Source organism: Enterococcus sp. 12F9_DIV0723, assembly GCF_002174375.1.
In the GTDB taxonomy this organism is placed as follows: domain Bacteria; phylum Bacillota; class Bacilli; order Lactobacillales; family Enterococcaceae; genus Enterococcus_A; species Enterococcus_A gilvus.
In genome coordinates this window covers 1,198,727-1,220,772 of record NZ_NIBK01000001.1, presented here as the reverse complement: position 1 = coordinate 1,220,772, position 22,046 = coordinate 1,198,727, and the positions used below count along the sequence as shown (strand labels likewise).

Sequence of the window (22,046 nt, the reverse complement as noted above, 5' to 3'; positions counted from 1 at the left end):
AATGAAGCCCAGTATTTACCAAGTTCAGCATCATTTCCGCTTTCTTTTTTGCCGTCGATATCTTCGAAACGAGTGTTTTCAAAGACAACTACGTCTCCGTCTTTCATGTCTGCGATTGCTGTTTCCAAATCAGAACCACGAGTTTCAGGTACAAATGTTACATTTTTACCTAATAATTCGCTTAAACGTTCAGCAACAGGTTTTAATGATTTGCCTGCTTTGTCTTCTTCTGTTTTCACACGACCAAGGTGAGAGAACAAAATTGCTTTTCCGCCTTGTTCTAAAATGTAGTTGATTGTTGGCAACGCCGCTTTAATACGAGTGTCATCAGTAATCACGCCATCTTTAACAGGAACGTTGAAGTCCACACGAACTAAAACTTTCTTGTCTTTCAAGTCAAGATCTTTAACTGTCATTTTTGCCATGAAAGAAAACCTCCAAAATATTTTTTTTGAATCTTTATTATTATACAACTCTTTCTAATAAAAGAGCCAATGATAACTTTTACATCGAAAAAAACGGAGAAGCGCGTTGCTTCCCCGCCTTTTTTCAGACAATGTTGTTTTCGTTTAAAATAAATCTTAAAGTTTAGCGAAGTATTCTAAAGTACGAACTAATTGAGCAGTGTATGACATTTCATTGTCATACCAAGCAACAGTTTTAACTAATTGTTGGTCGCCAACTGTCATTACTTTAGTTTGAGTTTCGTCAAATAATGAACCGTAAGTCATGCCTACGATATCTGAAGAAACGATTTCGTCAGTGTTGTAACCGAATGATTCAGTTTCTGCTGCTTTCATCGCTGCATTTACTTCGTCAACAGTCACTTTTTTGTTAAGAACAGTAACTAATTCAGTTAATGAACCAGTTGCAACAGGAACACGTTGAGCAGCTCCGTCTAATTTACCGTTCAAGTCAGGAATAACTAAACCGATAGCTTTAGCAGCACCAGTTGAGTTAGGCACGATGTTTGCTGCAGCAGCACGCGCACGACGGAAGTCGCCTTTAGGGTGAGGTCCATCAAGAGTCATTTGGTCACCTGTGTAAGCATGGATAGTTGTCATTAATCCTTCAACAACGCCAAATTCGTCATTTAAAGTTTTAGCCATAGGAGCTAAACAGTTAGTAGTACATGAAGCACCAGAGATAACTGTTTCGTCACCAGTTAAAGTTTCATGGTTAGTGTTATAAACGATTGTTGGAACATCGTTACCACCAGGAGCTGAGATAACAACACGTTTAGCACCAGCTGTTAAGTGTTTTTCAGCAGCAGATTTAGAAGTGAAGAATCCAGTACATTCTAAAACGATATCTACTCCTAGTTCTCCCCAAGGTAATTCTTCAGGGTTGCGGTTAGCAAGAACTTTAACTTCTTTGCCGTTCACGTTGAATGAACCTTCATGAACTTCAACAGTTCCGTTAAAGCGACCTTGAGTTGTATCATATTTTAACAAGTGAGCCAACATTTTAGCGTCTGTTAGGTCGTTGATAGCTACAACTTCCAATCCTTCTACATCTTGGATACGGCGGAATGCTAAGCGTCCGATACGTCCAAATCCGTTAATTCCAACTTTTACTGTCATTTAAGATTTCCTCCTTATGGAATCAAAAAATATATTTATTTTAAAGGGGATATCCCTTTTAAAATCTCATTTGCGGCGGCTTCATCTGTGATGAGCCACGTTTGTTTGGGAGCATTTTTCATATACGCGGTGATGGCTTTTACTTTACTTTTTCCACCAGCCACGGCGAGAACCGTAGGCATCTTTTGAATGTCTTCTAATGACAAACCGATGCGTGGTACTTTATGAACGATTGCTCCATTTTCGTCAAAAAAGTAACCAAATGATTCTGCAACAGCATTTTTTTGCTTCAAACGAATAATTTCGTCTTCAGACATTTTTCTTCTGGCTGCCATGTGCAAAGCACGACCAATACTGTGTACAACACAGTTGGCCTCCTTGATCATCGCTAAAACACTTCTAATTGAAGGCTCTTTTAGCAATGTGTGGTAAGCTTCTTCACTGAGTTGTTCTGGAACATACAACGCACGGTGTTCCCCATGAGCATTTGCTGCCATCAAGGCGCTCACTGAATTGGCTTGGATCGATACCGCTTCACCGATACCTCCTCTAGCTGGAACAAAAAGATTGTGACGTTTTGCTGTTTCTAACGGGCTGACATGTCTGGCAACTTCGGCCATCGTTGTACCACCCATTACGGCAATAATATTTCGGCCATCTGGAAGTTGACGCTGTAATGCCTCATCAACCAACTCGCCAAATTCACCGATTACTTTCCCCTGTTCATCACTGTTACCAGAAACAATCAAACATCGCTCAATGCTAAAAAGTGAAGCAAGCTGCTTTTCCAACTGATCCATGCCGGTGAATTGTTCCATCAAAAGTTCTAGATGTTGTAATAACCCTTCGCCCTTTTCAGTTAGTAACATGCCGCTCTTTGTTGCATCGATTAAACGCTGATCTCGAAGATACTCTGTCTCACTTCTTAATACACGCTCAGTGAGACCTAATGAATCAGCCAAGTTTCTCCGACCGATGGGTTGCATCCAAAAAATATTTTGCATAATGCGGTATCTCTTTTTAACAACCTCTAGGACATCAGGGGCGATAGCTTCAAGTACTCTTAATTCACTTAACAAAGGAATTCCTCCGTTGGACTTAAGTAGTCCCTCATAGACTTTTAGCGACCCATGAATTTTAAAAAAAAGGTAAGAAATTCAAATTATTTTTTGAAATTTGTTCATTTCTTACATGACAAAGTGTATCAGTTTTAAGCCTTTTACGCAAGGAAAAAGCCAAGTTTTTTTACCTGGCTTAATCAAAACGTTTTCTTTTCGATGAGCTGGGAATTTTCAATGCATCCCGATATTTTGCGACGGTCCGCCGGGATACTTTTTGATCCTTCTCAGCAAGTAATTCAACAATTTTCTGATCGGACAATGGCTTGCGCTTATCCTCATCATCAACTAATGAGGCAATCAACTGTTTGACCCCATCCGCCGACGTGTCCTCATCGTTGACCTTATTGACGAAGAAGCTTCTTAATTCAAACACACCGAAGTCTGTTTCAATATATTTTCCGTTGACGGCGCGACTGATTGTTGACTCGTGTACTTCCAGTTGTTTCGCGATGTCCTTTAGCATCAATGGCTTTAGCGCCCCTTGTTTTTCTTCAAAGAACGATGCTTGATGCTGCACGATGATTTTTCCAACTTCTAATATGGTGTCCTTACGCTGACCCAGCGTTTTATTCAACCATTCAAATTGTTGCAGCTTCTCTTTTAAGTAAGCTGCTGTTTCTTCATCTGCTTGTTGTTTCAACCGGTTGAAGTAATTCTCTTGGAAATTCAAACGCAGCTGCCCACGTTTATTGGACAATACCACCAGGCGGTCTTCTCTTCTAACTAATGTGAGATCAGGAATGATGAAATTGGAATCTTGTCCGCCAAAGCTTGCTCCCGGAAATGGATTCAAGCTACGAATATAGTCTAAAATTTCTTGAACTTGCGGTAAACTAATACGATATTTTTTTGCGATTTGTTCAAACTTTCTTTTAGCAATTTCATCAAACGATTCTTCCAAAAGCAGATACGCTAAATCAGGAGCGTAATTATCCTGCTCAGTTTGCAACATCAAGCATTCTTGTAAATTCCTAGCACCCACACCCGGAGGATCTAACTGCTGCAAAAGGGTCAGCGCATCGAGGTATTGGATGTCTGTCGCCTTTAGTTCCTTTTTGATTTCTTCTTCATCAATTTTTAAATACCCATTCACATCAATAGACTCTACCAGTACGAGCATGATTTCACGAATGAAGGTATCACGATAATTCAAATGAATCTGATTGATCAAATGCTCAAACAAAGAAACTGGATGATCTGCGATCTGAAAGAAAGACTCTTCTTTGATCGCTCCGCCTCCGTTATGCATCTGCATCAAGTCACTTTGGATTTTGGGCGGAATTACTTCAATCAGCGGATTCTCTAAAGAGACTGTTTCAACGTAGTCCTGCAGCTCTTCAGTATTAAATTGTAGTATTCGAATGGCTTGCTGCAACTCTTGAGTCATCGCCAATTTTTGCGTTTGTTGTTGTTTTTGCGAATAACCTTGTTGAAACTTCATATACTTTCCCCTTGTTTTTTTAAAATAGTATGCTAAACTAATAATCGTGCTTGCGCCCTTAGTGTAGTGGATATCACGTAAGATTCCGGTTCTTGAGACGGGGGTTCGATTCCCTCAGGGCGCATACATTTCAGACACTTCTTTTTTAAGAGGTGTCTCTTTTTTTGCAAATTTTCATTACACAATTTGCCCTCTATAACATTCATTATACGTTTTTACCTAATACATATCAATTTTATCCCTTTTATCTTTTCTAAAAAGTGCCTTCCTTGAACAACGAAAAACTCACAATAGAGCTTACTCAAATGGAAAGCTAAAAGACTTTTGACTTTTCATTTAGAAAGTATTTTATCGATAGACTTTATATTCGAAAAGTTTTTTTCAAAAAGACTTTCCATTTACCCAGGATCTCAATCTTCGCTTGCTTAGTAAAAATTAGCTGAATTACTATTTTTCAAAGCAGGTGCTGGCCTTTGTAAATCTTTTTTATAGGGTCCAAAATAAATAGGACCTCTCTGATAAAACAAAGAGGTCCTAACGTTTATTTCTTCAGCACTAATGCTTTACTGTTTGGAAATGTCGGAAACTGATTCATAGGGATCGACCAATCTTGATCGGGAACTGAAAATTCGTATTTATTAACGAGTTGATCAGAAAAAACACGCAATGTATGAAGCGTGATCCATTCTCCCGCACAGCGATGCATCGCCTCAAATTTACCCCCGCCTTGAGCAATCATCTCATATTCCTCATCATAAGAAATGTGCTTCTCTTTACCCAAATAACGAGAGATACGAAATACTTCAGGAGATTCTATGGAACGTTCATCATGATTTGTCCCGTAGAGATCCAAAACTACCCAACTGTCTTTCGGTATCCTATACCCATCGATTTCCACATCCTTCGTTGCAAAAGCTGGCAGCATTGGAAAGAATGGATAGTAACGCCGCATCTCCTGTATAAAGGAATCTTGCAATTGAGTGAATTCTGCTCGGAGCCGTTGATAGATATCTGGACGGCTAAATAGCGCATGGCCCATCAAAGCAATCCAGACAGTCAACGCGACGGTCGGACGAATCACATTCAGTAATTCCACAGCGGCTACATTGATTGGTAATAATTCACCCTGCTCATCTGTAGCATTCGCAAAAGCATAAAGAGCCACTTCTTCTTTATTGGCAACTGGATGGATGCGTGCGTCCTCAATCAACGATTGTGCCCATTTTTCTGATTTTTTCCGATTTTCAACGCCTTTAATGTGTGTCGCCGGATTTGTTACTGCCGAACTAATCATTGAAATCTGATAGTCTGCAAGTTGTTCTACCTCTTCTTTTGGTATTTTTGACAAATCGATGCCTGCCCATTCACAGATGGATCGGAACAAAACATCTTTCGATAGATCGAATAGATCGAATTCCCCGTGTTGTTGATCGAGCTTTTCTGATAAATTTTTATCTACTATTTGATGATAGTCTTCCATCCGTTTTGGTGTCATCAAATTCATAAAAATCGTCTTTCTATGTTCGTGAGACTGTCCATCCATTGTTTGGACACCATCTTCACCAAACAACGTTTTCAGCACCAGCTTGGGCATTGCACCTTCACGTTTAAAATTATTTGGGTCATAAAACTTCTTTGCAGCCTCTTGACCGTAAACTGCGATGACTTCTTTGTTTAATAAGCGCGCTTTTACAACCGGCGCGTTTGCTTCTTCTCGTAAGGTTGAAAATAATAAATAGCCTTCATCCAATCGTTCCGTTACGTCTGTTAATTTGATTTTTATTTCAGGCACTTTTTCCATAGTCATCCTCTTTTCCTATTATTCATGATTTTATAGTATCGTCTTTTTCATAAAAGGACAAAAAGAAGCGCTCGCGAACATGTCTTTAAAACAAAAAAAAGAGTAGATCAATTGATCTACTCTTCATCTTCTTCCTCATCAAAGTCGTCATCATCGTCATCGTCAATCACGCTTAGATCATCTTCGATTCCGCCAGGGACAACTTCTTCGTCATCCTCATTAGCATCTGCTCCGATTTCTTGCAAGTCAGAGTTGTATGCTGCGATTTCGTCATCATCGTCATCGTCATCGTCGTCGATCTCGTCTTCTTCATCTTCAGCCAACAAATCGGTATCCTCTGGATCGTCATCATTGTAATCAATCGCATCTTCATCCCCATTGATAAAGGCATTGACTTTTTTACGTTTCTTACGACGCGGTGTGTCCTCTTCATCGTCTTCTAAGCCGTGGTTCACTTCCTCGTTAATCGAGTCGATCGCGTACCATGAGCGTAATCCCCAGCGATTGTCGCCAAGAGAAATAAAACTTCCATCAATATTCAAATCGGTATAAAATTGTGCTAATGCATCACGAATCTCACTGTCTGATTTGCCAAGATAGTTTTGGATTTGGTTTACTAGATCCGAAAAATCCATTACATCTGCGCGTTCTTCCAGAATTGCGTGTGCCACTTCAATCATTGACAATTCATCTTTGTTCAAACCATCAAAAATACTAAGTTCCAAGTATGACACGTCCTTTCAAAGTCTACTCCTTATCATACAAAATCAAAAGATAAAAAGCAAACCTTTCTTGTAATTAGGTGGTAAATTCTAAGACCATCTGATAGTCGCCGACTTTTTCTTCCTTCATATATAGAGCGTAATCAATCGTGATGACACCGGAAAACGGGCGGTCTTTCAAACTAATGTGTAATTTCGTCGCAAACGTCGTGATAACGAACATTCCAAACGGAGTTTTATAGTTGGTCTCCATTTTTTCACGATACGCAAAACGCATCCGCATGCGCGCTTCGCCTGCACGTGTTAATTGAACTTGTGAATCGGGGGTGACTTTCACTGTTACTGGAACTTCTTTGCCATCGGGTTGGATTTCCTTATAGCGAATGTACAACTTATCTCCCATCTTAACCACTTGTCCGGGGAGATCAAATACGAAATCTTCTGTCTCATTGTTTTGAGTGACTTTCGTTTGAATGTTTATTTTTGCGGGAATGCCTTCATTAATATTCACAGAGCTTCCACTCCTTCCAGTATATATTTTTGTCGGTTTTACTTTTTTTGTCAACTACTTCTGCTTTTTAAGCGACTTGATTACCTGTTTTTGCAAATTATTGTTTATAATAAGAAGGAAAATATGGTAGGAGAGGAAGATTTGATGAAAGAAGCATTGCTTTTTGACCAAGGAATGCTGCCGGAAAATGATTTGTTCAACCCATTTGCTTTGACTGATGTTCTCACAGAATTCAGCGGCGAACAAGTTCAGCCGATCATTCATTTTTGGCAATTACCAAAGACACTCATTTTAGGAATGAAAGATAGCCGTGTCACCTATCTCGAGGATGCCTTAAAAACAGTTCAACAAAAAGAGTATCGCTTGCTTTTGCGAAACGCTGGCGGATTGGGGGTTATCAGTGATGAAGGGATTTTGAATGTCTCTTTGATTCTTCCCAAAGAGTCTATTGCTGCGTCATCGATTGACGATGGGTATCAGACCATGGCTGATTGGTTGAGTCGCACAGCCTTTGGAGAATTGGGCATTGAGATTGGCGAGGTGTTCGATTCTTATTGTCCAGGTAACTATGATCTCTCCATCAATGGAAAAAAAATTGCTGGGATCGCACAGCGCCGCGTCAAAGAAGGTGTAGCCATCATGATGTATTTGAGTGTTAACGGAAATCAACGCATCCGAGGAGAAGTAGTTCGAGCCTTTTATCAAAGCGGCTTAAAAGAGCAGTTTGGTGTGGATTATCCTCCCGTTGAACCGAACAGCATGACTACGCTGAATGATGTTTTTCCGTCAGCGGTTTCCATCGCTTCAGTCAAAAAGGAACTATTAGAAGTGATGCCCCATAGAGACCAGACAACTGCTCTGGGCGATTTTTATTTGTTGGAGGATTACCAGCGCCGTATCCAACACATGCAACAACGCAATAAAATCATTCAGGAGGTACTCCATGAGTTATAAAAATCAAATGCTGCCGCTGGAAAAAGTATTCCGTGATCCAGTTCATAATTATATTCACGTTCAACACCAAGTAATTTTAGATTTGATCAATTCAAAAGAAGTACAACGACTGCGACGAATCAAGCAGCTTGGCACAACTTCTTACACCTTTCATGGTGCCGAACACAGTCGCTTTTCCCATTCTTTAGGAGTATACGATATTACACGTCGAATTTGTGACATTTTTCAGCGGAATTATTCTCAAGAGAAATATGGAAAAGACGGCTGGGATGATTCCCATCGACTGGTCGCCTTGTGTGCAGCCTTACTCCATGATGTTGGACATGGCCCTTATTCTCACACCTTTGAGCATATTTTCCACACGGATCATGAAGCGTTGACGGTAGCCATCATTACTTCACCAGAAACAGAAGTTTTTCAAATTTTGAATAACGTCGAAGAAGGATTCCCGGAAAAAGTCGCCAGTGTTATCACAAAAACTTACGAAAATCCGCAGGTCGTACAAATGATCTCCAGTCAAATTGATGCTGATCGAATGGATTATCTATTGCGAGATGCCTATTACACAGGAACAGAGTACGGAACCTTTGATCTTACTAGAATCCTTCGGGTCATTCGTCCGTATGAAGGCGGAATCGCCTTTTCAATGAATGGGATGCACGCCGTCGAGGATTACATCGTTAGCCGTTATCAAATGTATGTCCAAGTCTATTTTCACCCTGTTTCTCGTGCAATGGAAGTCTTGCTTGAGCATCTGTTGGATCGCGCGCATGAACTCTATCAAGAGGATGCTGAAATTTTTACTTTTCATTCTCAACTGTTGATTCCCTTTTTAAAGGCGGATTTCTCCTTAGAAGATTACCTGAAACTAGATGATGGCGTGTTGAATACGTATTTTGCTCAGTGGATCGATGAGCAAGATTTGATTTTAAGTGATTTGGCTTATCGTTTTTTGAATCGCAAACCCTTAAAATCCATCACTGTTGATTCCAGCGACAATCCTTTATTAGTAGAAATGAAGGCCTTAGTCGAAAAAGCAGGGTTCAATCCCCGTTATTATACAGCAATCAATTCAAGCTATGACTTACCCTACGATCTGTACCATCCTGAAAAGGGCAGCCATCGTACACAGATAGAATTGATGCAAAAAGACGGCTCATTAATTGAATTATCCAGAGCGAGCCAACTGGTTTCAGCATTGACTGGTCAAGGACAAGGAGATATTCGTTTTTACTATCCAAAAGAAATGACCCAACAAGATAGTAATAATTCTGATCTTTTTGATGATTATTACCAAGAATTTGCTAAACATATCCATAATGGCGCGCTAGTCAATTAAAGAAGAACCCTTTCTGATTTTTCAGAAAGGGTTCTTCTTTAACCATTCTTCTACTGCCCACTTATGGCTGCCGCGCTTAAGTAGCGCCATTGCTTTTTCCGGTGACTCCCAACTGCTGTTGTTTCCTTCTTCTAAAGGCTCAGAAACTCTTTCCCAACTCTTCGTGGAATAGAAATAGCCTGGATTATAATAAAAGGTTTCCCGATGACGCGAATAGAAATACTCGTCCGCTTGTCCTAAATAGTCAGATAATACAACTGTAAAACCTAATTCCTCTAACATTTCACGGGCAATCGCTTCTTCTTTCGTTTCCTTTCCTTCGATTTCTCCGCCAGGTAAAAAATATGCGCCATTAGGAGCTTGAATAAGTGCAATTTCCTTTTCCTCATTCATTAAAATTGCATAAGCTGCATAACGTGCTTGATAGTTTTTTTCGACGTCCTTCACGCCAAATACTGGGATCATCGGTGTCCTCCTACAAAATGTATTTACTAGATAGTGTACATTAAAAAAAACTCATAAACAACTGCTGAGCATAATTGCTGGCAAATAATTGATTTATGTTATGATGAAATTACTACTTAATTTAGGAGGGTATTTATTTATGAAAATGGCACATACATGTGTTCGCGTTAAGGACTTGGAAGCTTCAGTGAAATTCTATCAAGAGGCCTTTGGTTTTGAAGAATCTCGTCGCCGTGATTTTCCTGATTCAAAATTTACTTTGGTTTATTTAACTTTACCAGGGGATGACTACGAATTAGAATTAACCTACAACTATGATCATGCAGCTTATGATTTAGGAGACGGCTATGGTCATATCGCGATTCGTTCAGAAGACATCGAAGGGCTTCATGCTGAGCATAAAGACAAAGGATTTACCATTACTGACATGAAAGGCTTACCTGGAACAGATCCATCTTATTACTTTATTACTGATCCTGACGGCTACAAAATAGAAGTGATCCGCTAGAAAAAAAGACCAACTTTCTGATATACAGAGTTGGTCTTTTGTTTGTACTTTTTTATTTATTACCCATATTTTTCACTTTGATCATGCGTGTGACTTCGGCACGTTCATTTTCTTCCAATTTCATTTGAATAAAGTAAATCGTTTCTTCCAGTTGCGGGATGGTCATATACTCTAACGCATTGACCCGTCGACGCGTTTTTTCGATTTCTTTCGCCATCAATTGACAGGTTTTTTCAATCTCCGTCAGTTCCAACAGCTTCGGCAACACTTCAGTGAACTTTTGAATACTTTGATCTAACTCGTCATTGGAATTCAAAAATCCATATTCTAGCGAGCCATCCGACAATTCTGATTCATGCTGGAAATTCATGATTGGTACTTTCACACTCATAACATCTTTTTCAATAACGTCGAGGGAAACGCGTTCTTTTGGAACCGCCAATAATTCATCAATGTATTTGTCATTTAATAAAGCATCTGCTAATGAAAAGTTCTTCATTGCTTGCTGCAATGCTTCTTCAACTTCCACACGCATCTGATTATTTTTTTTGACCAATAAAATGAATCGACGCATCAGCTCATCTTGCTTGTCTTTCAAAAGCTTGTGACCGCGACTGGCAGTGGTTAACTGCTTCTTCAATCGTGTTAGTTCCATCCGCGTTGGATTCACATTTAATTTCACCATAGGATCAATCTCCCTTTATTAAATAGGCATCCAACATTTCGTCCTTGATCCGCTTCAATTCTGTACGCGGCAGCATCGCAAGAAGTTCCCATCCCAAATCCAATGTTTCTTCAATCGAACGATTCTCATAGAACCCTTGATTGACGTACTCCTCTTCAAATCGCTCTGCAAATTTCGCGTAAATCTTATCGACATCAGACAATGCAGAATCTCCCAAAACAACAGCAAGTTCTTTTGCTTGTTTGCCTTGAGCATAAGCGGCGAACAGTTGGTTCATAGTAGGCGCATGATCCTCTCGTGTCTTTCCTTCACCGGTCCCCTTATCCTTCAAACGTGATAATGACGGCAATACATCGATTGGCGGTTGAATGCCGTTTTTATCTAATTCTCGAGATAAAATGATCTGCCCCTCCGTGATATAACCCGTCAAGTCTGGTATCGGATGCGTTTTGTCATCCTCTGGCATTGTTAGGATCGGAATCTGTGTGACCGACCCTTTCAGACCACGAATCCGTCCAGCACGTTCATATAGAGTAGCCAAGTTCGTATAGAGGTAACCTGGGTAGCCTCGACGCCCTGGGACCTCTCGTCTGGCAGCAGAGATTTCACGCAGCGCTTCGCAATAATTTGTCATATCGGTCATGATGACCAATACGTGCATTCCTTTTTCATACGCCAGATATTCAGCGGCAGTTAGCGCCATACGAGGGGTCGCAATCCGTTCGATCGCTGGATCATTTGCCAAATTCATAAAGACGACTGAACGATCAATCGCTCCAGTTTGCCGAAAATCTTCCATGAAAAATTCTGCCTCTTCAAACGTAATCCCAATCCCAGCAAATACTACGGCAAAATCATCTTCCTTGTTCAAAACAGTCGCTTGTCGAGCGATTTGAGCCGCCAACTCTTTGTGGGGCAATCCAAAACCTGAAAATACAGGTAATTTTTGTCCGCGAACCAACGTATTCAAGTGGTCGATCGCAGAAATCCCCGTTTGGATAAATTCATCTGGATAGTCGCGAGAAACGGGATTGATGACCTCACCGTTAATGTCGACATTTTTTTCTGCCAAAATCTCTGGTCCGCCATCCTTTGGTCGACCAAGTCCATCAAATACACGTCCGACCATATCTTCAGATACCCCTAGCTCCAACGGATGTCCAAGGAATCGAGCGGTGGATTCCTTCAAATTAATTCCACTTGTTCCTTCGAAGATTTGAACGAGTGCCTTGTCTTCATGGATTTCCAGCACTTGACCCCGACGCAATTCGCCATTATTCAAACGGATCTCTAACAATTCCTCGTATTTTATTCCTTCTACCTTATCAATCGCCATCAAAGGTCCGACCACTTCATTGATCGTTTGATACTCCTTAATCACTGGTCATTCCTCCTTTAGCAACGATCGCTTGGATTTCTGATACGATATCTAGCTTTATCTGATCCAATTTTTCCAATTCTGTTTCGGCAATATATTTGCTTCGCGCAATTCGATCACGTAAAACAATTGTGCCCTCCATAATTTCTTTTAGATAGGTCCCCAATTCTAAAGCTCGTTGACCCTCTTTATTAAAAGCCAGGATATTTTGGATCATTTTAAATTGCTTCTCTCGCGAAGTAAAAGTGTCCACATCATCGTATGCATTCTGTTGCAAATAATCTTCTCTTAAAGATTTTGCGACTTCCAAAGTTAAGCGGTCTTTTTCTGAAAGAGAATCGATTCCCACCAAACGAACGATTTCATTCAGTTCAGATTCTTTTTGAAGCATACGCATTCCTTCCGCTACCAGTTGCGACCAATTCCCCTGCAAATCATTATCTAAATATTTTCTTACTTCGGAAGAATAGAGAGAATAGCTTTGCAACCAGTCGATAGATGGAAAATGGCGTTGTTGCGCCAACGTAGCGCTTAGCCCCCAAAATACTTTTACAACACGCAAGGTATTTTGCGTCACGGGTTCAGAGGTGTCCCCACCTGAAGGAGAAACGGCACTGATTGCTGTGATTGATCCTTCACGCCCTTCACTGCCTAAGGCAATGACGCGTCCTGAACGTTCATAATATTCCGCTAATCGACTGCCTAAGTAGGCAGGATAGCCTTCATCACCAGGCATTTCTTCTAAACGCCCGCTCATTTCACGCAGCGCTTCTGCCCACCTAGAAGTTGAATCAGCCATAATAGCAACGTTATACCCCATATCTCGAAAATACTCAGCGATAGTAATTCCTGTATAAATGGAGGCTTCTCGTGCGGCCACTGGCATATTTGAGGTGTTGGCAATCAGAATCGTCCGTTCCATCAAAGATTCTCCAGTCATTGGATCAATCAATTCTGGAAATTCATTCAATACATCGGTCATCTCATTTCCACGCTCTCCGCAACCAACATACACCACAATATCAACGTCTGCCCATTTGGCAATTTGATGTTGAACAACGGTTTTACCTGCACCGAAAGGACCAGGAACAGCCGCGGCCCCTCCTTTAACTACTGGAAAAAATGTGTCGATCACTCGTTGCCCGGTAATCATAGGGGCTTCGGGATTCAGTTTTTCCGCTACAGGTCGTCCGCGTCGTACGGGCCATTTCTGAAGCATCGAAAATTCTTGCAGACCATTAGAGGTTTCAATCGCATACACCCGCTCATCAATCGTGAATTCACCAGATGAGATTCGTTTCAAGGTGCCGCTGATTCCATTTGGAACCATGATTTTGTGCGTAATGATTTTTGTCTCTTTGACAATTCCAACAATATCACCCGCGGATAAAGCAACGCCTTCTTCCACAATTGGTTCGAAAAGCCATTTTTTCGAATGATCCAATGCTGGAATCTGAATTCCCCGACTCAAAAAGTTGCTCTTTGTTTGTTCTTTAAAGGTGTCCAATGGTCGTTGGATACCATCAAACATTTGAGAAACGATCCCCGGTCCTAACTCAACTGAAAGTGCTTCTCCCGTCGTTTTCACTGGTTCTCCCGGTCCTATTCCTGCCGTCTCTTCATACACTTGAATGGACGCGACATCGCCGCGCATTTCGATGATCTCCCCGATAACGCCGAGGTCACCTACATAACAAATATCTTGAATCGCTGCCTGTTCCATTTTTTCTGCCAGCACTAATGGACCAGATACTTTTATTATTCTACCTTCTTGCAAGTCATTAGCTCCTTTATAAAATATTCTGTCCGACTGCTCGCTCAACCTGTCCTTGAATCATGGCTCTGCCGATACCTAGTGTTCCCTCGTGGTTCGGAATCAGTACGATCGCAGGAATCATCTGCTCTTCATATCTTTTGATAGTATCCGGAACAAGTTGCGCAAATTCTTCAGTGATATAAATAATGCCATACTCATTTTTAGCCATTTCATCAATTTGTTGTCGGATGATCTGCTTATCTTTCGACGTTCGAGTGTCAAAGTCAAAGAGTTTGAAAGGCAAGATCGAGTCTTTATCGCCGATCGCACCGATTTTATGTGCCATATACCTCACGCATCCTTTCTCTGATTTGTTCCTCTGTCAAGCCGATCCTCTTTCCTGTAATGATCAAACGCAGATTTTTAATCTCAATAGCCTTCGCATTCAACAAAGCCAAAACCGGTAACGGTCCAAAAGCTTGAGTTTGGGCTATTTCGTAAAAACTTGTCAAATAATTGTCAAAAATCCGTTCTAGACCGCCTAGATCAAGTTTGTCTTCGTCAATGACGGGGATAATCGTCTCACCATAAGAAGTAGTTCTTAAGTAAACGAGAAAGTTTTCAAAGCTACTTTCGACACAGTCCAACAATTCTTCTTTAGCGACACTTCCGTGACTAGATAAAGCTGTGGACATAAAATTCCGACTTCTCTTCTGCTTGATCCCTCTTGCGATCATCATAATATTGGTGAAATCAATGAAACTAGTCACTTCTTTTATAAGTTCCGGTTCCTTTATTTTTTCAGCAATCTTCCATTGACAATAGAGATATTTGCGATCGAGAATAATATCGATTCCCTGTAAACTGTTTGACTCTTCAAAGTGTTCGCGAACCTCTCGAATCCCTTCAAGTAAAATCTCGGGTAACCCGCTTGCTTGTCCTGTGCGTATCGCTGTTTTTATTTGTTCTAAGGAGTAGAAGCCATCATACACATAGAGAGCATCAAAATTTTTGTCTAATAACTCTGCTTTAATCAGCGCCTTAAGATTATGGAAAGTATCGCGCATGGTGTACATCCAGATCACCTTTGGATCGGGCACACGATCTACGAACTCTTTTATTAAGCTTTCTTGTGACTGAGCAATCGCTTCTTCAAAACTGTCATAAAAACTGCCCGTTACATAGTCCCCATAAATTGTCGTTTTAAAAAGCGTTTCGAGTTCCATGACATTCTCAGCTTTTAACATTCGCGTCAATAGTTCGGGGGTTAGCAGTTCTAATTCTTTCAAACGAACCAGCGGATTCAATTCATGATACGATGCTTGTTTCATTCAATGCCTCCTAATTTTTGGTTAAATGTTTGTCCGTCTCCAAGCCTTTGTTAAGGCTAACTGCATTGAGACGAGGCGGAACGAGAAAAAGCCTGTCATCGTTCTTCTTCAAAAATCATTTGAGCGATTTTAAATCCTTCTCGTTGTTGAATTTCCTTCACTAAGCGTTGATAAAGAAAGTTATATTGAACTCCTTCTTTATCCAAAATGAAGCCTGCTTGATTCGTGATAGGCGCTTTTCCCATGACCAACTCGCAATGAAGTAGTTGATTCTGTTCCTCTAACCATTTTGCGGTGAAAATAGTACTCGATTTTTCTCCTGGAATAAAAGTAAACGGTTCTTGTAAAGACATTTTTTCCAGAGCATTATGAGCAAAATCTAACTGATCCGCTACTGACCAGTTTTCCATCTTTGTGACTGCTTCAGAAAATACGCGCTCCAAGATCGCTTGTTTTTGATTTAAAATTGTTTGCTTTTGAACCATGTGTTGCCTATTTTTTGTCTGCTTATAGTTGTTTTCTAGATTTTCTAAGTTCTTCTCTAACTGTTTCTTATGTTCGGCTTTCATTTCTTCTAGCTCCGCATGAACTTCTTGAATGATCCGTGCAAACTCTTTTTCTTCTAGCAGGAGCCGTTCTTCTTGAGCCTGTTGATTCAATTGCTCAACGATCTTTTCAATTGCTTCCATTAAAAAACTCCTTATTTGTACAAAGGTATTTATTTTTTATATACATTTGCGAGAGCACCTTTCTCTGCTTTATATCCTATCTATCAAAGCTTATACTTGTCCGACTAACAGGAATGAAATAACAAAGCCTAAAATTGCATAGGTTTCGACCATAGCGGCATAAATAATCCCTTTTGTAGAATGCTCTGGTTTTTTTGCTAGGATTTGAATCCCTGCTGCTGCTACCTTTCCTTGTGCAATACCGGAAAACAATCCCGTGAAGGCAATCGGCAAAGCTGCACCAAGATAGCCAAACCCTTGTGCCAAAGTCAAATCGTGAGACAAATTGGTAAAAATCAGGAAGGCAATTACGAAGCCATATAGGCCTTGTGTACCTGGTAGTAACTGTAAAATCAGCGCTTGTCCAAAGCGTTCTGGTTGGCTAGTAGTCAATGCCGCTGCTGCTTCACCGGTCATACCGACACCCTTAGATGAACCAATTCCAGAAAAAATCGTCGCTGTTGCCATCCCTAAAACTGCAAAAATAAAGCCACCGCTGTTGTTAATCAAATAATCCATCATTGTTTAAAATTCCTCCAGTTATTTTTCTTTTTCAATATTTATATACTTTTCTTCTGTTTTTAAAGGACGAAACGCACGTCCGCCGCCTTCATAAAATTTCCCAAAAAATTCTACATATTGCAGCCTTGCGCCATGGACATAAGCCGACAGTAGGGATAAGAAAATGTTCAGGCCGTGTAAGGCCACCATTAGCAATATTCCAACTGTAAAACGGGCAACCGGCGGCATATAGCTCACCAGCATATTAAACGCGGCAGCAATACTTCCTCCAGATATCCCTAACGCCATCAGTCGAGTGTAACTAACCAGATCACCGATATAGCCGCTGATTCCATAAAGGTCATACGCCCCTTTTGCCAATCCTTTGATTTTCGATTTTGATTGCATCATTGGCGTTACTACCACGAGCAGCGCACTAGCTATCGCTAAGCCGACACCGATTTTAAATAGCGCTTGGCTATCCAAGATCATCTTACCTAGACCAGCGACCACCGCACCAATCATCATTCCTTGCCAGGCAAACCCGTTCGAGATTGCTCCTAAATAATTTTTGGCTCGGATATTTTCTCTTGCAGCTAACCCTAAACCAATAAAAATTTGAATGACTCCAAAAACAATCGACAATATCAAAATGCTGATAACATCTTCACTCGTTGATAGAATTGGCGGATAGCCTAATGAAAATCCGAAGAACGAATTATAGACTAGCCCCCAGATTATTGTAGGTATTGCCAATACTTGGAAAAAGCGCATAAAGCGTTCCATTCCCCTCGGCAAAATTTTTAGTAAAGTTATCGTTGTCCCTGCTAGCATTAGTATGCCGTAACCGGCATCAGCAACCATCATTCCAAAAAAGACAAAATAAAATGGCATGAACCACGGTGTAGGATCTACCTCCTCGTATTTCGGCAGGCTGTACATCTCTGTGAGCATCTCGAAAGGGCGAACGAGTGTAGGATTTTTTAATTTTGTCGGAATTTCTTCAGTGATTTCGATTTCTGTTGGCTCTTCACTCTCAATATAAAGATTCTCTTCGCCGATCAGGTGACTCACAAATTCCTTGAAGTCGGGAAAAGAGGCTGTCTCGATCCATCCTTGAAGCAAAAATAATTTGTCATCTTTGACAAAGCGATTCTGGACCAGCCATCGGTTTTTTCGTGCTAGCAAGACTTCTTCTGCTATTTCCAATCGCTCTACTATAGCCTTTTTTTGACCGATCTTCTTTACCAGCGCTTTTTCTTCTTCGAATAATTCAAGTTGCTTTCGCTGGATTACAGCCAGCTCAGCTTTTGGCAATCTTTCTTTACTGTACGTAAAAGCGGACACGCCGAATTGACGAATTAGCTCTTGGACTATAGAGTGCTCTTTGCGTAAATACAACAATGCAAAATTTACAATGCGGTCGTCACTATACATGAGTTCGTAATAGATTTGTTCCTTTTTTATTTGTTCTTCCAGCAATTCCCATACGTTCACATCGGTCGTTCCCAGAAAAATCTGAGTAGTATGCAAAGTCGTCTTTTGGGGCAAGATGTCCAACGAATACCATTTTTGCAGAAGCGCTTCTTTCTCCTCAGCCTCTTGTTTTTTGGCATGGACGTCTAAGAAACGCTTTTGTAATTCTTGAACATTCATTAATTCTATCTGCAATTCTCTTTCTTGAAAATCTGCTTCTAAACTACGCAGCGTCGTTTTTTGACGCTTAAGGTGCCGTACTTTTTCATGACTGCTGCCATGGTGCTCTATAAATCGAATCGCATTTTCTATCTGTTCCAATTGACTATCTATTTTTGACAGCCCATCTTGACTAGACAAGGGCTCTACATCGTCAAAAAACTGCCTCATCCAGTCATTGCTGACTGTCCTTTCGAAAAGATTCCGAACTTCCAATCCTTGAAATCCCTGAATCGCAGACATTATTTGTTCGCTATATTCTTGTTGCGCAATCAAAGTGAGCTTGCTCATTTTACTGACTGCCATATTCTGAGATCACCCTTTCAATAATACGTTGAATCGTTTGTTCTTTCTTTTTCAGATAGTTATCTTCCATAGTAGTTAACGTTCCTTTGGCATTTGACGCTAGCTCTTGTTCTTCTACTGTCAGTTTCTCCGCTAATTCATGTTCCCTTTCTGATAACGCCTTTGAGAAGTCCTTTTTTAGAGCCTCTCGTTTCTCTTGCAGCATTTTTCTTTGGCTCGATTCATAATCAGCCAATTTCGACATTAGCGTTTCCTTTTCTTTCTCATTTTGCTTCTCAGTGCTTTTTATTTTTTCTAAAGCTTCTAACACACAACCCCTCCTCTGTATAAAAAAAGAGCGCAAGACTCCAGGCTGTTCCTCTCACCCCTTGAAGAACACGATCCTTGAAGCTTACGCCCAACCATTTTTGTCTTTATTTATTAAACATAGTATATCAAATAAAGATATACCCGTAACCATTTTTCAATAAAAAGTATAAAAAATTCTTCTAAAAATCTCACAGAGGATCGTGATATTATAGAAGTATTTCGTTTGAAAAAATAAATAGAAACTTAATAATCGAATTACTTGCTTTTTAAGAATTGATTATGGTATCAAAAGATAGAGAGGATGGTTGTCTATGGAAAGAAAAATAATCGGTATCGCAGCAAATCAGCATTATCAAAACAATCAGGATTTTTTTGATCAACAATTTACGTATAGTCCGCAGGGTTTTATCGATGGCGTACATCAAGCTGGGGGTGTCCCGCTCTTGTTACCTATCAGTGATCCTGAATTAGCTAGCACGTATGTTGAAACGATTGATAAATTATTGTTAGCTGGCGGGCAGGATGTAACGCCTTTTCTGTATGGAGAAGAGCCGCATCCTAAATTAGGGCCAACGAGCATCGAACGGGATTCTTTTGAAATGGCTTTAGTGAAAGAAGCGATCAAGCAAAACAAGCCTATTTTTACAGTTTGTCGAGGAACACAGCTCTTAAATGTAACGCTGGGCGGAACTTTGTATCAGGATTTGTCGCAATATCCTGATTGGGAGGTCAAGCATGATATGTTCCCTACTGTTCCTGATTTTGGTTTGCATTCCATTACTGTAAAATCAGATTCATCAATCGCTGGTCTATTCGGTCAACGAGCGCAAGTAAATTCGTACCATCATCAAGCAATTAAGGAATTAGCCGAGAGCTTAGTGCCCATCGCCTGGTCTTCCGATGGAATTATCGAAGCTGTCGAAAGTCGAGAGAAAAATACAAAAATCCTCGGTGTTCAATGGCATCCTGAACTCACACGGAAAAACGATCCTAAAGAACAAAATTTATTTGATTACTTTGTTCAAGAATTTGAATAAATTGAACGTGCTTCTGTTTTCTAATCTAAAATAAAAAGCATCGATCACTGTGTTCTTTTCATACGATAGTCAGCAGAAGGATAATGGCCTGATTTTGCTATAATTTGTTGATTGTTCCAAAAATAGCTGTCATTTTTTACACTATCAATTACTTTATTGTTTAACCCTATTGGGTCTTTTTGTATCTAGACGTTATCTTAAGGTGTTCCTTTGCGGAATATGCTTTAGATAGCGTTTCTTTATATGACGAATACACCGTATTGCTTTGATGGCTGTTTGGACAAAACAAAAACACCTGCAGATTTATTTTACTAAGTTTGCAGGTGCTCTTTTTTGATTGTTTCTTATTATAGTGTCCGTTCGAAAATGCTATAGCTCTCTTTTTACGAATCAATTAATCATCATCCAATGAGGCTTCGGCTAACGAAGCGGTAGGGTATTCATCGATCTCCCCTGCCGCCAATCGCGCGAAATAGGATTTTGTTTCTTTGAATACAACTGGACTGAGTAAAATCAAAGCGATAATGTTTGGGAATGCCATCAATCCGTTAAAAATATCTGCAATCGTCCAAACCGCTGAGACTGTTAGATAGGGTCCAATAAAGACTGCAAAAATATATACCCATCGAAAGATTGCTGAAAATTTTGTGTTTCCTCCAGTCAGATAGCTCAAGCAGCGTTCTGAATAGTAATTCCAGCCCAAAATAGTCGTGAAGGCAAAGAAAGCTAAACAGATCATCAATAAAAGAGAAGCGACAGTCTGAGAGAGCGGCAAAGCCTCACTAAAGGCATAGATCGTTACTGCTGAGCCATCAAGACCTGTTTTCCATGCATCCGTCAATATGATCGCCATACCGGTCATATTACATACGATCAACGTGTCGATAAATGTACCCGTCATTGAAACAAGCCCTTGCCGAACCGGCTCTTTAGACTGAGCAGCCGCAGCTGCGATCGGCGCACTTCCTAATCCAGACTCATTCGAGAAGATGCCTCGCGCAATTCCTTTTTGCATAGCGATCATCATTGCACCCAGCGCGCCACCCGAAACTGCACGCAAGCCGAAAGCACTTTGGAAAATCTCAACAATAACACTTGGTAATTTTGTAATATTCAATGCAATCATAAATAAGCATAATCCGACATAGACAACGATCATCAAGGGAACGATAACTTCTGATACCCGTGCGATCCGTTGCACACCACCGACCAATACAATTGCTACTAAGATCGTCACCACTGTACCGGTAATGATCACTGCCCACGAATATTCATTGCCAAAAAGTGCAATGGTATTTACTTTTTCCGGATCAAAAAAGGTTTCCGCCGCAGATGTGATCCCATTGATCTGAGCAATAGTCCCAATACCGATCAACCCTGCGATGGCACCAAAAAAGGCAAACATTTTCGCTAACCATTTCCATTTTTGACCCAGTCCGTTCTCGATATAATAGAATGGACCACCAAGAGCTTTGCCATGATCGTCAAATGTCCGATATTTTACAGCTAATAACCCTTCTGCGTATTTTGTCGCCATTCCTAATAATCCAGCAAACTCCAGCCAAAAGAGAGCGCCTGGACCTCCGGCGACGATCGCTGTCGCAACACCTACGATATTCCCAGTTCCTATCGTGGCTGACAATGCTGTACACAGTGCCTGAAAGCTGGTTACGTCTCCTTGCCCGCCTTCCTCATTTTTTACCATGTACTTCAATGATAACGGTAATCGGCGAATTTGGATCGCTCGGCAGCCAACTGTTAAAATAATGCCAATTCCTAAAATAAGTAGGATCATTGGAGCTCCCCAAATCACAGAATTAATTTTTGATAATATATCACCCATCGAATTCCTCCTTTTTTATTATCATTTTATCA

Annotated in this window: 22 protein-coding genes, 1 tRNA gene and 1 other annotated feature; of the genes, 5 read left to right on the top strand and 18 right to left on the bottom strand. The window is 40.6% G+C overall.

All coding sequences use genetic code 11. From position 1 onward, the window contains the following. The 4 genes from pgk to rpoN all read right to left on the bottom strand — a co-directional run. Nucleotides 1-425 (bottom strand): phosphoglycerate kinase (gene pgk, locus A5868_RS05940; protein ID WP_087654087.1); only part of this gene is annotated, 425 nt, incomplete at its 3' end. A gap of 156 nt (nucleotides 426-581) precedes the next feature. Continuing rightward, the gene (gap, locus tag A5868_RS05935) at nucleotides 582-1,583 is read right to left on the bottom strand and encodes a type I glyceraldehyde-3-phosphate dehydrogenase (RefSeq protein WP_086304375.1); all 1,002 of its coding nucleotides are present in this window, start codon (nucleotides 1,581-1,583) and stop codon (nucleotides 582-584) included. 35 nt (nucleotides 1,584-1,618) lie between these two features. Continuing rightward, entirely contained in the window at nucleotides 1,619-2,662 is a 1,044-nt protein-coding gene (locus A5868_RS05930) for a sugar-binding transcriptional regulator (RefSeq protein ID WP_010781121.1), read from the bottom strand. Nucleotides 2,663-2,837: 175 nt separating this feature from the next. After that, nucleotides 2,838-4,145, bottom strand: coding sequence for an RNA polymerase factor sigma-54 (rpoN, locus tag A5868_RS05925; RefSeq protein ID WP_010781122.1), 1,308 nt, complete (start codon nucleotides 4,143-4,145; stop codon nucleotides 2,838-2,840). 52 nt (nucleotides 4,146-4,197) lie between these two features. On the opposite strand from rpoN, the gene A5868_RS05920 reads away from it, so the two are divergent. Beyond that, nucleotides 4,198-4,269 (top strand) — tRNA-Arg (locus A5868_RS05920). 417 nt (nucleotides 4,270-4,686) lie between these two features. On the opposite strand, the gene A5868_RS05915 is transcribed toward A5868_RS05920, so the two are convergent. From A5868_RS05915 to A5868_RS05905, 3 genes are all read right to left on the bottom strand, one after another. Continuing rightward, nucleotides 4,687-5,946 carry a cytochrome P450 gene (locus tag A5868_RS05915; protein ID WP_086304377.1) on the bottom strand — a complete coding sequence of 420 codons (1,260 nt, stop codon included), beginning with the start codon at nucleotides 5,944-5,946 and terminating at the stop codon, nucleotides 4,687-4,689. A 116-nt stretch (nucleotides 5,947-6,062) separates the two neighbouring features. Next, nucleotides 6,063-6,671 carry a DNA-directed RNA polymerase subunit delta gene (rpoE, locus tag A5868_RS05910; RefSeq protein WP_086304379.1) on the bottom strand — a complete coding sequence of 203 codons (609 nt, stop codon included), beginning with the start codon at nucleotides 6,669-6,671 and terminating at the stop codon, nucleotides 6,063-6,065. Between the two features lie 73 nt (nucleotides 6,672-6,744). Next, nucleotides 6,745-7,179, bottom strand: a complete 435-nt coding sequence (locus A5868_RS05905; protein ID WP_010781125.1) for a DUF1934 domain-containing protein — start codon at nucleotides 7,177-7,179, stop codon at nucleotides 6,745-6,747. 144 nt (nucleotides 7,180-7,323) lie between these two features. Between A5868_RS05905 and A5868_RS05900 the strand changes: the two genes are divergently transcribed. Beyond that, complete coding sequence (locus A5868_RS05900) at nucleotides 7,324-8,133, top strand: lipoate--protein ligase family protein (protein ID WP_086304473.1); 810 nt, start codon at nucleotides 7,324-7,326, stop codon at nucleotides 8,131-8,133. Continuing rightward, nucleotides 8,123-9,472, top strand: coding sequence for an HD domain-containing protein (locus A5868_RS05895; RefSeq protein WP_010781127.1), 1,350 nt, complete (start codon nucleotides 8,123-8,125; stop codon nucleotides 9,470-9,472). Before A5868_RS05900 ends, A5868_RS05895 begins: the two co-directional genes overlap by 11 nt. Before the next feature lie 21 nt (nucleotides 9,473-9,493). Here the strand turns inward: A5868_RS05895 and A5868_RS05890 are convergent, their stop codons facing one another. Further along, a complete protein-coding gene (locus tag A5868_RS05890; RefSeq protein ID WP_010781128.1) occupies nucleotides 9,494-9,937 on the bottom strand; it encodes an NUDIX hydrolase in 444 nt (147 codons plus the stop codon). A 139-nt stretch (nucleotides 9,938-10,076) separates the two neighbouring features. Between A5868_RS05890 and gloA the strand changes: the two genes are divergently transcribed. Beyond that, entirely contained in the window at nucleotides 10,077-10,445 is a 369-nt protein-coding gene (gene gloA, locus A5868_RS05885) for a lactoylglutathione lyase (RefSeq protein WP_086304381.1), read from the top strand. A 52-nt stretch (nucleotides 10,446-10,497) separates the two neighbouring features. Here the strand turns inward: gloA and A5868_RS05880 are convergent, their stop codons facing one another. The 9 genes from A5868_RS05880 to A5868_RS05840 form a co-directional block, all read right to left on the bottom strand. Next, nucleotides 10,498-11,130, bottom strand: coding sequence for a V-type ATP synthase subunit D (locus A5868_RS05880; RefSeq protein WP_086304383.1), 633 nt, complete (start codon nucleotides 11,128-11,130; stop codon nucleotides 10,498-10,500). Between the two features lie 4 nt (nucleotides 11,131-11,134). Then, nucleotides 11,135-12,511 carry a V-type ATP synthase subunit B gene (locus A5868_RS05875; protein ID WP_086304385.1) on the bottom strand — a complete coding sequence of 459 codons (1,377 nt, stop codon included), beginning with the start codon at nucleotides 12,509-12,511 and terminating at the stop codon, nucleotides 11,135-11,137. Then, nucleotides 12,504-14,285, bottom strand: a complete 1,782-nt coding sequence (locus A5868_RS05870; RefSeq protein ID WP_086304387.1) for a V-type ATP synthase subunit A — start codon at nucleotides 14,283-14,285, stop codon at nucleotides 12,504-12,506. The genes A5868_RS05875 and A5868_RS05870 overlap by 8 nt, the downstream gene beginning before the upstream one ends. A 13-nt stretch (nucleotides 14,286-14,298) precedes the next feature. Next, a complete protein-coding gene (locus tag A5868_RS05865) occupies nucleotides 14,299-14,610 on the bottom strand; it encodes a V-type ATP synthase subunit F (RefSeq protein WP_010781133.1) in 312 nt (103 codons plus the stop codon). Then, the gene (locus tag A5868_RS05860; RefSeq protein WP_087654086.1) at nucleotides 14,600-15,595 is read right to left on the bottom strand and encodes a V-type ATPase subunit; all 996 of its coding nucleotides are present in this window, start codon (nucleotides 15,593-15,595) and stop codon (nucleotides 14,600-14,602) included. Before A5868_RS05860 ends, A5868_RS05865 begins: the two co-directional genes overlap by 11 nt. A gap of 95 nt (nucleotides 15,596-15,690) precedes the next feature. Then, nucleotides 15,691-16,284 (bottom strand): hypothetical protein, encoded by a 594-nt coding sequence (locus A5868_RS05855; RefSeq protein ID WP_086304390.1) that lies wholly within the window; start codon nucleotides 16,282-16,284, stop codon nucleotides 15,691-15,693. Between the two features lie 90 nt (nucleotides 16,285-16,374). Continuing rightward, complete coding sequence (locus tag A5868_RS05850) at nucleotides 16,375-16,845, bottom strand: V-type ATP synthase subunit K (protein WP_010781136.1); 471 nt, start codon at nucleotides 16,843-16,845, stop codon at nucleotides 16,375-16,377. An 18-nt stretch (nucleotides 16,846-16,863) separates the two neighbouring features. Further along, nucleotides 16,864-18,825: a V-type ATP synthase subunit I gene (locus A5868_RS05845; protein WP_087654085.1), complete on the bottom strand. Its 1,962-nt coding sequence runs from the start codon at nucleotides 18,823-18,825 to the stop codon at nucleotides 16,864-16,866. Beyond that, the gene (locus tag A5868_RS05840) at nucleotides 18,812-19,135 is read right to left on the bottom strand and encodes a hypothetical protein (protein WP_086305756.1); all 324 of its coding nucleotides are present in this window, start codon (nucleotides 19,133-19,135) and stop codon (nucleotides 18,812-18,814) included. The genes A5868_RS05845 and A5868_RS05840 overlap by 14 nt, the downstream gene beginning before the upstream one ends. A gap of 45 nt (nucleotides 19,136-19,180) precedes the next feature. Next, nucleotides 19,181-19,228: a sequence feature (sodium ion sensor (DUF1646 type); this cis-regulatory element may regulate processes involved in with the transportation of sodium ions), on the bottom strand. A gap of 217 nt (nucleotides 19,229-19,445) precedes the next feature. On the opposite strand from A5868_RS05840, the gene A5868_RS05835 reads away from it, so the two are divergent. Then, on the top strand, nucleotides 19,446-20,171 hold the full coding sequence (locus A5868_RS05835; protein ID WP_087654084.1) for a gamma-glutamyl-gamma-aminobutyrate hydrolase family protein: 726 nt from the start codon (nucleotides 19,446-19,448) through the stop codon (nucleotides 20,169-20,171). Nucleotides 20,172-20,565: 394 nt separating this feature from the next. On the opposite strand, the gene A5868_RS05830 is transcribed toward A5868_RS05835, so the two are convergent. Continuing rightward, on the bottom strand, nucleotides 20,566-22,014 hold the full coding sequence (locus A5868_RS05830) for an alanine/glycine:cation symporter family protein (protein ID WP_086305755.1): 1,449 nt from the start codon (nucleotides 22,012-22,014) through the stop codon (nucleotides 20,566-20,568). Nucleotides 22,015-22,046: the final 32 nt, after the last annotated feature.

Coding starts and splice junctions, on each gene's coding strand:
- A5868_RS05850 (WP_010781136.1), bottom strand. CDS start 16,845: ATGATGGATTATTTGATTAACAACAGCGGTGGCTTTATTTTTGCAGTT.
- A5868_RS05835 (WP_087654084.1), top strand. CDS start 19,446: ATGGAAAGAAAAATAATCGGTATCGCAGCAAATCAGCATTATCAAAAC.
- A5868_RS05900 (WP_086304473.1), top strand. CDS start 7,324: ATGAAAGAAGCATTGCTTTTTGACCAAGGAATGCTGCCGGAAAATGAT.
- A5868_RS05855 (WP_086304390.1), bottom strand. CDS start 16,284: ATGGAAGCAATTGAAAAGATCGTTGAGCAATTGAATCAACAGGCTCAA.
- A5868_RS05830 (WP_086305755.1), bottom strand. CDS start 22,014: ATGGGTGATATATTATCAAAAATTAATTCTGTGATTTGGGGAGCTCCA.
- A5868_RS05895 (WP_010781127.1), top strand. CDS start 8,123: ATGAGTTATAAAAATCAAATGCTGCCGCTGGAAAAAGTATTCCGTGAT.
- A5868_RS05845 (WP_087654085.1), bottom strand. CDS start 18,825: ATGGCAGTCAGTAAAATGAGCAAGCTCACTTTGATTGCGCAACAAGAA.
- gloA (WP_086304381.1), top strand. CDS start 10,077: ATGAAAATGGCACATACATGTGTTCGCGTTAAGGACTTGGAAGCTTCA.
- A5868_RS05865 (WP_010781133.1), bottom strand. CDS start 14,610: ATGGCACATAAAATCGGTGCGATCGGCGATAAAGACTCGATCTTGCCT.
- A5868_RS05880 (WP_086304383.1), bottom strand. CDS start 11,130: ATGGTGAAATTAAATGTGAATCCAACGCGGATGGAACTAACACGATTG.
- rpoN (WP_010781122.1), bottom strand. CDS start 4,145: ATGAAGTTTCAACAAGGTTATTCGCAAAAACAACAACAAACGCAAAAA.
- A5868_RS05860 (WP_087654086.1), bottom strand. CDS start 15,595: ATGAAACAAGCATCGTATCATGAATTGAATCCGCTGGTTCGTTTGAAA.
- A5868_RS05915 (WP_086304377.1), bottom strand. CDS start 5,946: ATGGAAAAAGTGCCTGAAATAAAAATCAAATTAACAGACGTAACGGAA.
- A5868_RS05890 (WP_010781128.1), bottom strand. CDS start 9,937: ATGATCCCAGTATTTGGCGTGAAGGACGTCGAAAAAAACTATCAAGCA.
- gap (WP_086304375.1), bottom strand. CDS start 1,583: ATGACAGTAAAAGTTGGAATTAACGGATTTGGACGTATCGGACGCTTA.